The organism is Ekhidna lutea (assembly GCF_900188325.1).
In the GTDB taxonomy this organism is placed as follows: Bacteria; Bacteroidota; Bacteroidia; order Cytophagales; family Cyclobacteriaceae; genus Ekhidna; species Ekhidna lutea.
The window spans coordinates 393,078-409,348 of record NZ_FZPD01000005.1 but is presented as its reverse complement, the minus strand read 5'-3'; the positions used below and the strand labels follow the sequence as shown (position 1 = coordinate 409,348).

Sequence of the window (16,271 nt, the reverse complement as noted above, 5' to 3'; positions counted from 1 at the left end):
ATACCGGTTATATAATGCAATTAGGAAATTTTCATTTGAATTAGGAAATTGCCAGCCTAAATCACTTACAATGAAAACGATCAAATATCTCACCATCCTGGCTGTATTGGCAATGTCCTGTACGAATAAAAAAACAGAAGAAAAACCTATGAGACCTGATGCACCCATTGCTGCAAAGGCTGACACCTTATTGAAAGAGCACGGACAAACGCGTGTGGATCCTTATTTCTGGATGCGTCTAAGTGATGAGCAGAAACGAGCGGAAACACCTGATGCTCATACTAAAGAAGTATTGGCATACCTCAATGAAGAAAACGACTATACCAAAACGGTAATGTCTCACACAGAGGATCTGCAACAAAAGCTATACGATGAAATTGTAGGTAGAATTAAGCAGACAGATGAGTCTGTTCCTTATCTGTCCAACGGATATTGGTACTATACCCGATATGAAGAAGGTGGAGAATATCCCATCTATTGCAGAAAGAATGGTTCACTGGACGCTGAAGAAGAAATACTCATCGATGTAAACAAGCTGGCTGAAGGCTATGATTATTACGCAGCAGGAGGTTTAAATGTCAGTCCTGACAACAAGATATTGGCGTTTGCAGAAGATACGTTAAGCAGAAGGATATACACCATCCGTTTCAAAAATCTGGAGACCGGTGAGATGCTTGATGATCAGATCATAAACACGACTGGTGGTGGCGCATGGGCTAATGACAATAAAACTTTTTTCTACACGGCTAAAAATAAGGTTTCATTACTTTCTGAAAAGATTTACAGACACAAACTTGGTACCGAGCCTGAAGTAGATGTGATGGTTTATCATGAGAAAGACCCATCTTATTACATCGGTGTTTATAAATCAAAATCAGATGATTTTGTGATCATTTATAACAGTAGTACGCTGATCAGTGATTATCATGTACTCGATGCGAACAATCCTACTGGGGATTTTCAGCAGTTTATCCCTCGTGATGAAAAAGCGCATGAATACAGTATTGCTCACTTTGAAGACAAATGGTACATAGTTACCAATCGGGATGCGACCAACTTCAAGTTGATGGAAACATCTGTTAACGACACGAATGAATCTAACTGGAAAGAAGTGATTCCTCACAGAGACAATGTGCTCTTGGAGGGTGTTGAGCTTTTCAACGAATACATGGTAGTTGATGAACGAGAGAATGGCCTGACCAACCTTCGCATCATCAATCAAAAGTCAGGAGATGAGCACTACTTAGATTTTGGAGAGCCTGCTTATAATGCTTACATCTCCACCAATGCAGAGTTTAATACCAATGTCTTGCGATTTGGATATACATCCATGACCACTCCAAACTCCACATTTGACTACAACATGGAGACTAAAGAGAAGACTCTGATGAAGCAGCAAGAGGTCGTAGGCGGTCATAACCCGGAAGATTATATAACCGAGCGTGTTTGGGCTACAGCACGAGATGGCGAAAAAGTACCAATCTCTATTGTTTACAAAAAAGGCTTTGAAAAAGACGGGAATGGACCTCTGCTCCAATATGGATATGGTTCTTATGGAGCAACTATCGATGCAAGCTTTAGCTCGGTTAGATTAAGCTTACTGGATCGTGGGTTTGCTTTTGCGATTGCTCATATCAGAGGTGGCCAGTTGATGGGACGTCAGTGGTATGAGGACGGTAAGATGTTCAAGAAAATGAACACGTTCAACGACTTCATTGATTGCTCAAAATTCTTAATCGAGGAGAACTATACTTCTTCAGAGCATTTATATGCTCAGGGCGGTAGTGCCGGAGGTCTTTTGATGGGTGCCGTGGTTAACCTCGCTCCCGAACTATACAAAGGAGTTCTTGCGGCTGTTCCTTTCGTTGATGTGGTTTCTACCATGTGGGACGAAACGATCCCTTTGACCACCAATGAGTTTGATGAGTGGGGTAATCCAAAAGAACTCGAATCTTACGAGTACATGATGTCTTACTCTCCTTATGACAATGTTTCTGCGCAAGAGTATCCTAATATGCTTGTTACAACCGGGTTATTTGATTCTCAAGTTCAATATTGGGAGCCAGCAAAGTGGGTAGCCAAACTGCGAGATATGAAAACGGATAACAATACATTGATCCTGGATACAGACATGGAAGCAGGTCACGGTGGCGCTTCAGGTCGCTTCAAACGGTACAAGACAACTGCCCTTCAGTATGCCTTCTTGTTGGATTTGGAAGGAATTGAGGAGTAGCATAATCTTCTAAAAAAAAGAATCCCCGAGGCAACCTCGGGGATATTTTATTCGGTTAGTAATAATAAGAAATCTCCAATATCGATAAACTGTCCGCTATTTAAGTAGATCATAATTCGTCCCTCACTCTCATGCCTTTTGTGCGTAAAGGTTGATTGTTGTGCATCTAAATCAATTCCCTCGTAACCAGCCGCATAATACCTCCCAAATCCAACTTGACTACCTGGTGGTGAGACCATAAACACATAATCAGTTACTCCAAAAACTCCTCCGTTAAATAAATCACCTACATCGTACTGATCGCTTCCTATTCCATATGCTATTCTATGATCCAAAAATTGATCTGGAGTGTTTAAGTCCGGATAAAGCCGCTGTAGCTCCCTAAAATTAGTGACAAATACGTATTGAAAATTAACTGACAAATTTTCACCAGTTTCAATTTCCAAATCCAATTTTCCTTCAGATAATAATAGTTGATTGGCAGGGAAAATCAACCCACCATTATTTTCAACATAATTTGTTGAACCTGCCGAAGAATAATTTGTGGATGGAGTATTCGAAAATGCTGAAACAGAAAAATCAATCTTTAAGCCATCAGGCAGCTCTCCAACAAATTGAATTTTACTGGCCAGCTCTAATATTTCTTCAATTTCCGATCTTGGATTTGTAATTGAATGGGCTCCTTTTTCGTCATCACAAGAAATGAATACTCCAACAAGGATCGATATAAACAGTAGTCTAAAACGCATAGCCCAGCCTTATTTGAGCAACAATATTAGGACCCACATCTAATGCACTTCCTTGCTTTTCAGGCTCTGGCTCATTAAATCCGGCAATATCACTTTTGATCTTTGAAGGAAGATAACCAGTGTAACTAAATCCGAACCCAAACTCAGTACCGAGGTATAGTTTTTTAGCAACATAATAATCCATTCCGGCAATAGCATTGGCCCCTAATCGTACAAATCCTGATTGTGCTCCATTGATCAGCTTTGTATAGTTAACATCACTTCCATTCTGCTCTTCTACTTTTTGCGAAGAAGTCTGATAGGTTAAGTCTAGTTCGAGTCCAAAATATGGAGACATTCGCTCAGAAACTTGAATATGATTTTCAAAACCAGGACGTAAACTAATTACCAATTCGGATGTTCTTGCTTTCAACTCTTCCTGTCCTGTATCTTCCTGCTGAATAATATCGGTATCAGAATCAAGACCTAAAAAGAGATTTAGTCGTGTTACCTTGGATTCGGACTTAAACCATCTAACTCTTATTCCATTAATTCCTACAGGTGTATCCCCAAATGGAGTCAATTGAACTTCAAGTGTCTTTTCGCCTCCTATGGGTTTTATTTCACTTTCAATACTTTCCTGTCCAATTGCAAAAAAAGGAGAGACAAGCATTAGCAATACTAGTTTTCTGATCATAGTAAGTTAATTTATAGTTTGAAATAGCGCGCAAAATAGTAACTTTTAATACATCATAAGACGTTATTCAAGACCATTATAAGGTATACCACATTTAAGGGTTTGATTTAACTTTAAATCAGACAAAATTCAGGTTCGAACTCAAACTTTGTTTAGAATGATGAGCTAATGCTTTTTAAAACTCTTCAACTCTACACTTCACATATTCAAGAGCAAAAAGACTTCTATTCTGGTCTTTTGGGAACAGACATAATAGCGTCAGGAGCTGAGCAATTCGAAGTAAGAATTGGAAATACTGCCCTGATATTTAAAAAGTCCTCAGAAAACTGCTATTACCACTTCGCGATTAATATTCCTTCGTACCAAATCAAAGAAGCTCATCAATGGATCAGCGCCAAAACAAAAGTCCTTCCTTTCCATGGAGAAGAAATCGTAGACTTCAAAAACTGGAATGCTGAAGCGCTATACTTTTATGACCCCTCAGGAAATATTGTAGAATTCATTGCTCGAAAGAATCTGAATATACCTTCTGATTCAAAATTTGATTCAGGATCTTTTATGCACATCAGCGAAATTGGATTGCCAGTAAGTGATGTACGATCTACCTATGAATTTCTAAATCGTGAATGCGGACTTGCAAAATTTAGTGGCGATTACCAGCGGTTTTGTGCAATAGGCGAAGAAACTGGTCTTTTTATCACTATAGACTATAATCAAAAAGATTGGATTCCGAATGATGACAAAGCTTACCCTTTTCCTTTTGAGGCTGAATTTGTAAATCAAAACCGTTCGTTTCAAATGATTTTTGAAAATGCAGGGATCAAAATATATTAATTGTTGTATTCTCTAAAATATTCTCCCTTAATCATTCCTATTTGGTATAATTTTTGAGGAACTTTGCGTCATTCTATCGCGTGATTCTATTCGCCAGATAAATTGGTACAAATCACACCTCATAATACGATTAGGTTAAGTTATATTTAGAGTAGATAGAAGGAAGCCCCGATAACGTTCGGGGCTTTTTTTATTGAAATCAAATTGGGATTTCTTAATTCAGCCGGCATTATTATCTTACAAATACAAACCTAACCTTATTACCGATGAATTTAGAAATCAAGTATCAGGAGCGATACTCCCGAGGAGAGCTTTTGCTTCGTACCATCTTTGGCACAATTTACATAGCAATTCCACACATTTTCTTACTATTTTTTGTTTCGTTGTGGGGTATGATTCTTTCGTTTATTTCCTTTTGGATAATCCTGTTTACAGGAAAATACCCGCAAAGTTTTTTTGAATTTCAGGAAGGTCTTTATCGCTGGAATTTGCGTGTCAATGCACGGTTATACAACTTAAGTGATGGGTATCCTTCCTTTGGAATTGGAGGAACTGACGACTTAACAACACTAGAAATTCCATACCCTGAACGATTGAGCAGAGGAATTCTACTTCTGAGATTCTTTTTAGGAGGAATATATGTGATTCTACCACACGGATTTGTTTTAATTTTCCGAACAATTGCAACTTTAGTATTGCAATTTCTAGCATGGTGGGTAGTGCTTTTCACTGGTAATTACCCTCAAAGCTGGCATGAGTTCAACGTAGGAACATTAAGATGGGCCACAAGAGTAAATGTTTACATGTCAAATATGACAGATGATTACCCTCCATTTTCAGGCAAACCATGAGTAGCGAATATCACTCCATTCCACAACCAAACGAATTAAGCGATAGAGAAAAAGATGATGCCATGGGGTCTTACCTTATGATGTTTGCATCGGTGGCCATAGGCCTCCCTTTGCCGATCATTAACCTTATCGCTGCTATAGTTTATTACTTCACAAACAGATCGAAGGGTCTGTTTGTGCATTTTCACTCACTTCAATCACTGATTAGCCAGCTCCCAACAACTATCATCAATGCAATTGGGGTGTTCTGGGGAATCAGAATCTATTTCTTTGACTGGGAGCTTTCAGATTCATTCAAAGGATATATAATCATGGCTATAATCTTTAATCTGGCTTATTTCGTATTTAGCATTGTAGGAGCTGTGAAAGCCAAAAAAGGAAGAATGTATTATTTTCTCTTTTTTGGAAGACTATCCTATGAAGCTGTTTTTAAGAAGAAAGATGAAGATATGAGTGAAATTCAAAATTTGCCCCCTCGATGAAAATATGGCGTGAGCTTCTCATTTTAGTATTGGTTTTTGGGCTAATCTGGCTGGCATTCACCTGGAGACCCTTGAGTCTTCCAGATTCTGACTTTAACCTTAGCAGTGAGCGTGAGGAAGATTTAGCCGAACTGATATTGGACGACATAAAGAATCAGTATGAATTTTATGATGATTCAATAACTAATATGCTACTCTCTCCTATCACATCCAGGTTACTTGATTCTTTAAATCCAAAAAAATACGAATACAGGTTTCATCTCATTGACAGCAGTGGAGAAATTAATGCTTTTGCTACTATTGACGGACATATCTATGTATTCTCTGGCTTGTTGAAGTTTGTTGATAACCCTGAGCAACTTGCAGGCATCTTGGCTCATGAAATTGGGCATCATGAAAATGGCGATCTGGTGGATCGATTGATGAAGGAATTAGGACTTAGCGTACTTTTAGCAGTAATGACAGGAGGAGATGCAGTCATGGTTTCGGAAATCAGCAAGATTCTTATTTCTACCGGATTTGACAGAAAACAAGAAAGAGAAGCAGATGAATTTGCTTATAATTTGATGATCAAATCTCAAATAAATCCTGCTCGACTCGCCCACTTTTTTACAAAACTCAAAGCCGAAGAAAAAAGCTATCCAGACAACATGGAAATCATTGCTTCACATCCCAATTCAAAAAACAGAATAGAGGGTGCACTCTCCCACCCTCTTCCAAAGGCTTTTGAAGAAAGAGAATTTGAGATAGAGTGGAAGAAGTTAATTGAAGAAATCTTGTAATCATTCATCCTTTAACGAGTCTACAGGATTAGCCATAGCCGCTTTGGTGGATTGGAAACTGACCGTAATCAAAGCTATGAGAAGCGCTCCCACTCCTGCAAATACAAAAACCAGCCAGCTTACTCCTGTGGAATAAGCGAAGTTTTGAAGCCAGCTATCTGCCCAAAAATAGGCAGCAGGAATGGCGATCAATGTGGCAATAAGAATCAATTTGAGTATGTCTTTAGACAGCAAAAAAACGATCGAAAAAACGCTCCCACCCAACACTTTCCTCACTCCTATTTCTTTTCTTTTTTGATTGATAATGAAAGCAGACAAACCTAGCAAGCCAATACAAGCGACTATGATAGCTAATGAGGTGAAGGCTGTAAATAATTTACCTGATGTTTGCTCAGACTGATAAAATTGCTCAAGACTTTCATCCAGAAAATAGTACCTAAACGGTGCATTAGGAACAAAACGACCCCATACTTCTTCCATACTTGCAAGTGCTTGTTGAATATTATCACCATCGATTTTGATTGCATACTTGTTTACAAAACTTTGTGCTGATCCCATTTTTGTAATTATCATAGGTTCCACCTCCGTATGAAGTGATTCGAAGTGGAAGTCATCAACAACGCCAACAACCGTATAAGATACCTGTGAAGAATCGTCCACATGAATAATCTTCTTCCCGATCGGATCAGTAAATCCTAATTTATCTTTTGTAGTCAGGTTAATAATCACTGATAAAGAGTCATTATAATTTTTAGAAAAATTTCGACCTTCCAATATCTCCATATTCATATTGGTCAAAAAATCATCATCTGCAGAAATCATTCTGGTTACCAAACTCTCTTTCTCGCCATATCCGGGCACACGGACAATAAAACCCTGGAGGATATCTCCCGGAAGCGCAGATGTATAGCCGGCTCCTGCAATATTTGGTAAGCTAGCAATCTCATTCTTGAAGGTCTCAAAGCGCTCCCAGTTCGGGTTATTCGGATCGTTATTGATGCTGAAACCATTTTCAATCACCACTAACTGTTCCTTTTCAAAACCTAGTGGTTTCTTCAATAAATAATCCATCTGATTATAGATTAAAAGAGTAGCCGAGATTAAAGCAATAGATATAGTGAACTGCAAAACCACTAGAGCATTTCTAAGTCCAACCCCTTTTTTGGAAGTCTTTAGATTTCCTCTCATAATACCTATTGGTGAGTAAGAAGAAATAAAGAAGGCAGGATACAAGCCAGCTAAAATCCCGATAATCAGCACAGAAACAATGAGGATTATAATATTTGGAGTGGTTAAAAATTCGAGTAATGAAAGATTCTTTCCTGCAAGCTGTGCAAAGTTCCCTTCAGAAAGATACGTGATCAACAGTGCAATTACTGCGCTAATGACAGCAACGAAAGTCGATTCAGACAAAAACTGAGCAACCAGCTGTTTTTTATGAGAGCCCATAACCTTACGTATTCCTACCTCCTTCGCTCGTTCCACCGATCTCGCTGTGGCCAGATTCATGAAATTGATGCAGGCGATTAGTAAGATGAAAGCTGCAGCAATTGAGAATATATAAACATAAGTAATGTTCCCGTTTGGTTTAAGCTCTCCGGAAATATGGCTTATCAGATAAATATCTTTAATCGGCTGTAAATAATAGTTGTAGCCGTTTCCTGCAGCAATATATTCGTCGTAGGATATTCCATTTCGTTGTTGTATTTCCCCTTCCGCATATTGCTTAATAAATGCTGGTATCTTTTCTTCAAAATCATCCGGGTCAGCACCATCTACCAGTTCTATGTAAGTCAGGGTAGAAAATCCCGCCCAGTTACTTTGTCTGAAAAACGGAATGGAATGGAGTGGAATGATGGCTCCAAATTCAAAGTGAGATTTATTCGGATAATCAGCAACTATCGCTGTTACTTCCACACTATTTCCACCTGGTGTCCCAAGTATTTTTCCAATGGCCGATTGGTCTCCAAAAAACTTCTTCGCTGTGCTTTCCGATAGGACAATTGAATTATCCTCTACCAGTGCAGTTTTAGGATCACCTTCAATGAATTCAATGGACATAATTGAGAATATAGTAGAGTCCCCTATGACGAAATGCTCTTCCGTGAGTGTCTTATCTTCGTATTGAAAGGTTGCCACATTGTTCGGTTTAAAGAAACGCGCCTGACTTTGTACTTCAGGAAAATCCTTCACCAACTGTGGTCCGATGGAATGTGGGATAAAAGTGTAATCAACCTCTCTTTCAGGATACACACGGTTCAATGCTATCCTGTAAACATTATCCTTCTGGAATTCATCGAAGGAGATTTCATGATTAACGTAGAGTAAAATAGTTAAGCAGGTAGCCATGCCAAGGGCGAGTCCCAAAATATTAATGGCTGAAAAAGCAGGTTTCTTTCTTAAGCTTCTTAGCGCCGAAACTATCAGGTTTTTAAACATGGGGAAGAATTATAGTCTGATCCATTATACTCTAAAAATGCATTCGGGTTTCGTACAACTATCTCGACTTAGCAACATCCTAGGTATGTCTTATGTCATATTAATATCAGAAAACTCAAAAAGGATGATAAAGAACTACCTAACAATTGCGATTCGAAATCTATGGAAGCATAAGTTATTTACCGGCTTAAACATATTTGGACTTTCACTGAGTATGTCCATTTGCCTTGTCTTAATTCTGCTGGTTTATGATCACTTTCAATACGATAAGTTCCACCCACATGGCGATACCACCTATAGAATCACAACTTACACTGAAGGTCAGGAAGGGATGTTCGATGAGGGTTATGCAACATCCTCATTGCTTTTCAAAAAGCATCTGATTGATGATTACTCTTTCGTAAAAACAGGCACGAATCTAAATAGTGATTTCAGGGGAGAAATACGATCCCCACACAAAATTCTTAATACGCAATCACTATATGCCGATCATGATTTTTTTGAAGTTTTTGGTTTTAAACTGGATGAAGGTGATCCTAACAAGGCATTAAGTGATCCATTTAGTGTGGTACTGAGCCGTGAGCTGGCAGATAAACTGTTCCCTGATGAGTCGGCTTTTGGTCAAACTATTGAATTTGAGGACCATGGAAGCTATAAAATAACTGGTATTGTATCACCAGTAAATGAGCATACACACCTTGAGTTTGAGGCACTCGCTTCAATGTCTACCCTACCTATATTGGCAGAGAAAGATCTTATAAGCGATCGCTATGATGAGTGGGAAAACGTATGGGACAATTACAATTACCTGGTATTAAACACCACTTCTGATAGAGCAAAAACAGAACAAATCATAAATGAAATTGCACAGGCAAACCTTGAAATTCCGGAGGATAGACCCAATCGTGTTTTTCGGCTTCAGGCCCTAAATGAAATTGTTCCCGGACGAATAATGTCCAATGAAATTTCTTTTGCTCTCCCCTGGTTTATTTTAGCCTTTTTTGGACTCCTAGGTCTTATTGTCCTGATTACCGCTTCAATCAACTACACCAATTTGTCAATTGCCAAATCGCTAAGCAGAGCAAAGGAGATTGGAATTAGAAAGGTAAACGGTGCTAGCAGAAAACAGATCATCTTTCAGTTTTTAACAGAATCTATACTTACGGCTCTTATTTCACTCGTCATATCTGTCTTCATTTATCGGTATCTCATCAATGTATTTAATGAAATCTGGATATTTAACCAGGTTGGAATCACACTCCAGGATTCTATTGGTACATATGGTTATTTCATACTTTTCACGATTATTTTGGGACTTTTTACAGGCATAGGACCAGCCTTATTCTTATCTAGAATTAAAGCAGTTAATTCACTTAAAGGATCCCTTTCCAAATCATTCACTAAGCGAAAATCATTTGTCTCACTTTTCACAGGTAAAAGAACGCTAATAAGCATTCAGTTTTGCCTTTCAATTCTAATGCTTGTAACCATTTTAATTTTGCATAAACAGGCCAATTTTTTGGTAAATGCAAGCTATGGATTTAATGAATCGGAGGTGTTTTATGTAAACACACATGATCATGACCCAGAATTGATAAAGTCACATTATAGTAAGTTGGCTGGGGTGGAGCAAGTGTCATTCACATCACATCACCCTGCGGTTGGAAGATCTCATGGAAACCGGGCAAAATGGAAAGAAGATCAAGAACCAATAACGCTTTATCATTTTTCCGTTGACCCTAATTATGTAGACATAATGGAATTGGAACTTGTAGCTGGGAATAACTTCCCAAAAGCCAGTGATCAAAATGAAAAGTTCTTAATTATTAATGAGACCGCAATAAAGACCTATGGATTTGAATCAGCCAGTCAGGCTATTGGAGAAACGCTTCTATTAGATACGCTTGGACTTACAATTACAGGAGTTGTCAAGGATTACCATTGGGAGCCCCTGATGAAATCCATTCGGCCAATGGGATTAAGAATTCAGCCGGAGCGATATGAATATGCTTACCTTAAAGTCAAAAGTGATGACATGGTCAATGAAGCCAAGCGTTTTGAGAATGCGTGGATTGCTTTCGACCCCACAAGAGAGTTTGAAGGAGGATTTTTAGATGAGCAGTTGGATGAGTTTTACCAATTCTATTATGATTTTGGAGACATCCTAACGTACATCGCATTAATTGCTCTTTCCATTACCGGATTAGGGTTCTTGGGGATGGTCAGCTTTGAGCTAAAAACCAAGATAAAAGAAATAGGCATTCGCAAAGTTTTGGGTGCATCTTTCAAATCATTGACATTTTCAATGGCCAGGGGCTTTATTGTCATTATCATTATGAGTTCTATTATTGCGATCCCATTTGCTCTATGGGTCAACAGCTTATGGGTCAATGAGATAGCCTTTCATGCGCCAATAGATGCAACTATTATAATCCCGACCGTTGCAATAATTCTCAGCATCGCTGCTGCGACTATCATTTCGCAGGTTTGGGTAAATGCCAATAAAAATCCCACGGAAACATTACGGGCGGAGTGATCACTTAAAAATACACTCCCCGTTTTCTTTTGAAATTTGGATCACGGCTTCAGGAATTTCCTGATCGCTGAATGTATTTTTCATATCCTGAATTCGAATAAAAACAATTCCCGAATCTGCAATATCGCGCATGTTTTCTTCGGTCATCTGATAGGTGATTTCGTACCTTGTTATTTTACTTCCGAAATCATCAATGATTTCAGGGTTAGCACTTTCAATAGCTTTCATCCGGATAACCTCTCCATTTCCTGCTCTCATGATCAATTCGCTATCCTGTGGAATGGTATTATCCAGCTCCCCGTAATCTCCCACCTCCACATTAAACTTATAGTCATCTCCATTTCTGATATAAGAAAAGTAGTAGTAAGGCGTAGGCCCTGTCAGACGGGTTCTGACTGTCCGTATAATGTCATCTGTTAGTGGATCCTGTTCATTTACTACATACTTACAAATTTGAGAAGAGCCCTCAAAAGTCAATAAACAGAATAGTAGCAGTGGTAATAGCCTATTTTTCATATTCTATACTTATGTATGATAAAACTACAACAAATGAATTTTAGCAATAACTTAAGTAACCTAAAAATTCTTTTTTTTAGAATTACCCATTCTTTAATTTACAAATACCTCTTGTAATTAAATTGAATAAGTACTAGCTTGGAAAGTCATCTAACCAACCTAATCAATGTCAGAAATTAAAAACCTGATTTCGATACTGCCATGGCATCCTACCAGAAGATGGGGAGTACGGCAACTTTCGTCTATCAACAAAATCATTATTCACCAGGAACTTGGCGAAGCAGATGTGGAAGATGTGAATAATTACCACATCAAACCCAACCATATTTCTTCCAAAGGCTGTCCACATATATGTTATCATTATGCGATACGCAAAAATGGAGAGATCATACAAGCCAATGAGCTATCCAGTGTGACCTGGCATTGTAAAGGACAAAATATTGAAGCAGTTGGAATCATGGCTGTTGGAAACTTTAATGGACCCGGATACGATATGGGTAGTTCAGAACCTACGAAAGAGCAAATTGACTCGATCGACTTTTTGGTAAACTATCTTCAGAAGTCATTAAAACTTACAAACCAGGATCTATACGGTCATTATCATTTTGGTAAGCCTGCATGTCCCGGTTATGAACTTCAAAAATACGTGGAGTCCAAAAGAGAGAATATTGTTAGTGTCGAGTCCAAAGTGAATAAATCTATAAATGAAGTCCAGAAGAGACTCAATAAACTTGGCTTTGCTGCAGGTCCAGTAGATGGAGTCCACGGAATAAAGACGCTAGCGGCTATAAGAAAATTCCAAGCTGCTCAAGGCTTGCACGCAGATGGTATCGTAGGTCCAAAGACATGGAGCAGATTATTAGAACTCACTAAATAAACCACAATGGAGAAACCAGAAAAAGTATTTATCGGAGAAGATGGCTTTTGGTCCAAGTGGTTCTCAAAGCTACTTTTCACACTCATAAGCGTGAAGGTATGGGGGTTAGTAGCAGGAACCTGGATTTCCACCTATTTACTTCTGAACCAAAAAGTCATTGATATTGGAGGCAAGACCTTCGAACTGAGCTTTAGCAGTACACAGTGGGTCACTTTCAACACGACCATATGGGCGCTGATCTTTGGTATGAAAGAAGTCTTTCGTATCTCTGAAAAAAGAGATAAGAATGAGAAAGCTGCGCTTGATAAGCGCCTGGAGACCAAAGAAAAGGTGGCAGCCATGATACAGGCACCAAACCACCCGTCTACAGTGAAAGTGAACACAGATGGAACCGAAACTGTAGGATCAGAACCTGATTGATATGAGCAAGTCACTAAAAACAATTATAATAGTAGCGCTAGCTGTAGGAGTAGTGATTTTACTTGTGTTTAAAGGCGAGTCTGTTGGCGAGTATATCGGCCAAATCTTTGCTGTACTGGCAGGTGGATTTGCCGCCTTTAAAGCGAAACTCTTTAACTCTTCCAAAATCAATGTGGAAGAGGAAATTGAAGCAATAGAAACCGAACATGCAACTAAGCGTCAAAACTGGGAGCTCATCCGTGAGGAGTATGATAGCAAATTCAGAGCAATCAAAGCACGTATGGACTATCTCGATTACAAGTCAGCCACCATATCTAAACAACTAGGAAATCTCGATGCTGCTGAAAAAGAAGCGCTAAAGAAAAACACCGATCTCAGTGACGATGAGTTGCTAGACTGGCTCAGAAATTGATCTTATGAAGAATTTAATATTATTTGTCTTTGCGACATTGGTTTCGCTCCTCTCTTTTTCACAAAACACAACCGGAATGATCCGACCAGCAGAGAGTTTCAGAAACCCTTTTGACTTCAACCTGTTTTATATGCCTAGAGAAAAGGTAGTAGAATTCAAAAACCTTGAAACGAAAGCAGAATTTGATTCACTACGAATCGTACTTTATCAGGAAAAGCTTAAAACATACGAGGAGCGCATATTTCTTGCTGACAGTGCCACTCAACTTAGAAAAATGGAGGCTGACTTTTGGAACTCAAAGCTATTAGCAAATGATGCTATGCTGGAAGAAGAGCGAAAAACAAATGTTCATTTAAGAGCAGATATCCAACGAATCAGGCAATCCCGAATCTACTATTTCTTGGGTGGAATTATAGCCACTTCTGTGGTAGTTGGTGCTTTAAAATAAAAAAACTCTGGCCCGCCTATATCAAACCTCTTATTAGAAGGATTATGATGCAAGTCGATACATTCGATGATCCCCATAGTGGGCGTGATCTAGCGAATCGAACAAGCTCATTTATTGTTACATTCTCAGATTTGTATACTGCTGAACCAGAGCTGGGGTAAAGGTAGGATTTTGGATCAGAAATAGATGCTTTTAAACAAAAAAACCCACTCAAACGAGTGGGTTCTGAGAGCCTCCAGTCGGATTACTTATACCCACAGCCATACGCTTTGCCCCTCGTGAAGCTGCGCTTTCGAACCACTTCGTTGGTTCTCATCCGAATATAAAAACAAAAAACCCACTCAAACGAGTGGGTTCTGAGAGCCTCCAGTCGGATTCGAACCAATATAGCTTTATTTGTCATTAATTGGCTTTTAATTGATTTAAATGCTTTTTTTAAATTTTCGTTGACGTCTATACACTGCTATTGACGTCTATAAACTTGACCTATAACTTGACCTATTGTATTATATATTTGGGTCATGGCAACAGTAAAAGCACTCATAAGACAGAACAAGGTTAATAGCAACGGCCAGGCTGTTATCTACCTCAGATATGGACATCATCAAAAAGTAAAAGACATCAGCTCAGGCGTCAAAGTAGTGGCTTCTCAATGGGATGAAAAAAATCAAAAGGTAAATTCAACTAAAGGGATTCGTAAGACAAAACTGAATGAGGATCTCATTGAGTCCAAAAGACAATCAGACCTTATCGTCAATACAAAAATTGAACATGCTAAGTCCAGGATTCTGCAAATTGCACGGAAGCTCCAACTAAACAAGATTGATCCAGAAGTAGGTCTGGTCAAAAACAAGTATTTTGAAAAGGAGTCCCCTACACCTAGGGTTGATCTGGAGCTCATCCCATTGTTTGAAGATTTTGTTAAGAAAACTTCCAAAAGCGATGGAACAAAAGCAAACTATAGAACGGCTATCTATCATTTAGAAAAATACCAAACAGCTAAACTTAAATCGCCACTAAGGTTATCAAACATCAGTCTTGATTTAATAGATGATTTCAGAAGATTCCTACATAATGATCTTGTTAAACCAGGAGGAAAAGAAAAAGGCATTTCTGACAACTCCGCTGGCACATCCCTAAGGAATATAAAAGTGTTTCTCAACTACCTTATTGATAGAAATTATGATGTACCTGATATCGCCTCAAAAATAAAGGTGCCTCGAATTGACAAGACAATTATTTATCTCACAGAAAACGAAATAGATCAGTTATACTATCATACTTTCCAAAAAACAAAATATGAACGAGTTAGAGATGTTTTTGTATTGAACTGCTACACTGGTCTGCGCTACTCAGATTTACAAAGATTAAATAAAAATCATATCCATGATGAGGCCATTGTAATGAGAGCATATAAAAATCAGAACGATCTCTTTGTTCCATTGACAAAACGGCCACTTGAAATACTAGATAAATACAACTATGAGCTTCCTCAACTCTCGGAACAAAAATTCAATTCCTATATCAAAGAAGCTTGTGATATAGCCAAAATTCATAGTCAAGTAGAACTGATTAAAACATCCTCCGGAAATAAGTCATACAAGTATGAACCCAAATGGAAAACAATCACTTCTCACATAGCTATCAAGACCTTTATTTCATTGTGCGGAAAGAAAGGCATTTCTCCTAAAGCTGTATCAGAGATTACCGGTAAAAGCGTTGAGATCATCATCAAACACTATTATGGAATAGACAAGGAAACAATTAAGGAGCAGATGAGAAGCGCTTTTTCATAATTTCAAATACGATTAAATTGATAACTGCTTCTCTAGGTCAAGCCTAGTAAAATTCAGAGGTAATTCAAGGGAAGTTATTCACAATATCAGATATACCGGCTAGGTTGAAAGGCAAGAACCTATTTCATGGTCAAAATCACAAACATTCACTTGGAAATAAGTTGCTCATGACCTAGTTAAATCCTTCTTGTCCTAACCAATATACAAAGCACAACTGCTT

The 16,271-nt window shown here is 38.5% G+C and carries 15 protein-coding genes; 11 read left to right on the top strand and 4 right to left on the bottom strand.

Annotated elements, in window-relative coordinates; genetic code table 11:
• Positions 1-70 precede the first annotated feature (70 nt).
• Positions 71-2,233, top strand: a complete 2,163-nt coding sequence (locus CHB71_RS15745) for a S9 family peptidase (protein WP_089357895.1) — start codon at positions 71-73, stop codon at positions 2,231-2,233.
• 47 nt (positions 2,234-2,280) lie between these two features.
• Here the strand turns inward: CHB71_RS15745 and CHB71_RS15740 are convergent, their stop codons facing one another.
• Both CHB71_RS15740 and CHB71_RS15735 read right to left on the bottom strand, forming a co-directional pair.
• Positions 2,281-2,982 carry a hypothetical protein gene (locus CHB71_RS15740; RefSeq protein WP_089357894.1) on the bottom strand — a complete coding sequence of 234 codons (702 nt, stop codon included), beginning with the start codon at positions 2,980-2,982 and terminating at the stop codon, positions 2,281-2,283.
• Positions 2,972-3,658, bottom strand: coding sequence for a hypothetical protein (locus tag CHB71_RS15735; protein WP_089357893.1), 687 nt, complete (start codon positions 3,656-3,658; stop codon positions 2,972-2,974). The genes CHB71_RS15740 and CHB71_RS15735 overlap by 11 nt, the downstream gene beginning before the upstream one ends.
• Positions 3,659-3,826: 168 nt before the next feature.
• Between CHB71_RS15735 and CHB71_RS15730 the strand changes: the two genes are divergently transcribed.
• From CHB71_RS15730 to CHB71_RS15715, 4 genes are all read left to right on the top strand, one after another.
• On the top strand, positions 3,827-4,492 hold the full coding sequence (locus CHB71_RS15730; RefSeq protein WP_089357892.1) for a VOC family protein: 666 nt from the start codon (positions 3,827-3,829) through the stop codon (positions 4,490-4,492).
• Positions 4,493-4,758: 266 nt separating this feature from the next.
• Positions 4,759-5,343, top strand: a complete 585-nt coding sequence (locus CHB71_RS15725; RefSeq protein ID WP_089357891.1) for a DUF4389 domain-containing protein — start codon at positions 4,759-4,761, stop codon at positions 5,341-5,343.
• Positions 5,340-5,825 (top strand): DUF4870 domain-containing protein, encoded by a 486-nt coding sequence (locus tag CHB71_RS15720; RefSeq protein ID WP_089357890.1) that lies wholly within the window; start codon positions 5,340-5,342, stop codon positions 5,823-5,825. Before CHB71_RS15725 ends, CHB71_RS15720 begins: the two co-directional genes overlap by 4 nt.
• Positions 5,822-6,607: a M48 family metallopeptidase gene (locus CHB71_RS15715; RefSeq protein ID WP_089357889.1), complete on the top strand. Its 786-nt coding sequence runs from the start codon at positions 5,822-5,824 to the stop codon at positions 6,605-6,607. The genes CHB71_RS15720 and CHB71_RS15715 overlap by 4 nt, the downstream gene beginning before the upstream one ends.
• Here CHB71_RS15715 and CHB71_RS15710 read toward each other — a convergent pair whose 3' ends face one another.
• A complete protein-coding gene (locus tag CHB71_RS15710; protein ID WP_089357888.1) occupies positions 6,608-9,046 on the bottom strand; it encodes an ABC transporter permease in 2,439 nt (812 codons plus the stop codon).
• 124 nt (positions 9,047-9,170) lie between these two features.
• Here CHB71_RS15710 and CHB71_RS15705 point away from each other — a divergent pair, with 124 nt between their 5' ends.
• On the top strand, positions 9,171-11,582 hold the full coding sequence (locus CHB71_RS15705) for an ABC transporter permease (RefSeq protein WP_179213441.1): 2,412 nt from the start codon (positions 9,171-9,173) through the stop codon (positions 11,580-11,582).
• Here the strand turns inward: CHB71_RS15705 and CHB71_RS15700 are convergent, their stop codons facing one another.
• Complete coding sequence (locus CHB71_RS15700) at positions 11,583-12,098, bottom strand: hypothetical protein (protein ID WP_089357886.1); 516 nt, start codon at positions 12,096-12,098, stop codon at positions 11,583-11,585.
• 166 nt (positions 12,099-12,264) lie between these two features.
• On the opposite strand from CHB71_RS15700, the gene CHB71_RS18940 reads away from it, so the two are divergent.
• From CHB71_RS18940 to CHB71_RS15675, 5 genes are all read left to right on the top strand, one after another.
• Positions 12,265-12,975 carry a peptidoglycan recognition protein family protein gene (locus CHB71_RS18940; RefSeq protein WP_221406744.1) on the top strand — a complete coding sequence of 237 codons (711 nt, stop codon included), beginning with the start codon at positions 12,265-12,267 and terminating at the stop codon, positions 12,973-12,975.
• A gap of 6 nt (positions 12,976-12,981) precedes the next feature.
• On the top strand, positions 12,982-13,395 hold the full coding sequence (locus tag CHB71_RS15690) for a hypothetical protein (protein ID WP_089357885.1): 414 nt from the start codon (positions 12,982-12,984) through the stop codon (positions 13,393-13,395).
• A gap of 1 nt (position 13,396) precedes the next feature.
• Positions 13,397-13,807 carry a hypothetical protein gene (locus tag CHB71_RS15685; RefSeq protein WP_089357884.1) on the top strand — a complete coding sequence of 137 codons (411 nt, stop codon included), beginning with the start codon at positions 13,397-13,399 and terminating at the stop codon, positions 13,805-13,807.
• 4 nt (positions 13,808-13,811) lie between these two features.
• On the top strand, positions 13,812-14,255 hold the full coding sequence (locus CHB71_RS15680) for a hypothetical protein (protein WP_089357883.1): 444 nt from the start codon (positions 13,812-13,814) through the stop codon (positions 14,253-14,255).
• Between the two features lie 521 nt (positions 14,256-14,776).
• Positions 14,777-16,051 carry a site-specific integrase gene (locus CHB71_RS15675; protein WP_089357882.1) on the top strand — a complete coding sequence of 425 codons (1,275 nt, stop codon included), beginning with the start codon at positions 14,777-14,779 and terminating at the stop codon, positions 16,049-16,051.
• Positions 16,052-16,271 lie beyond the last annotated feature (220 nt).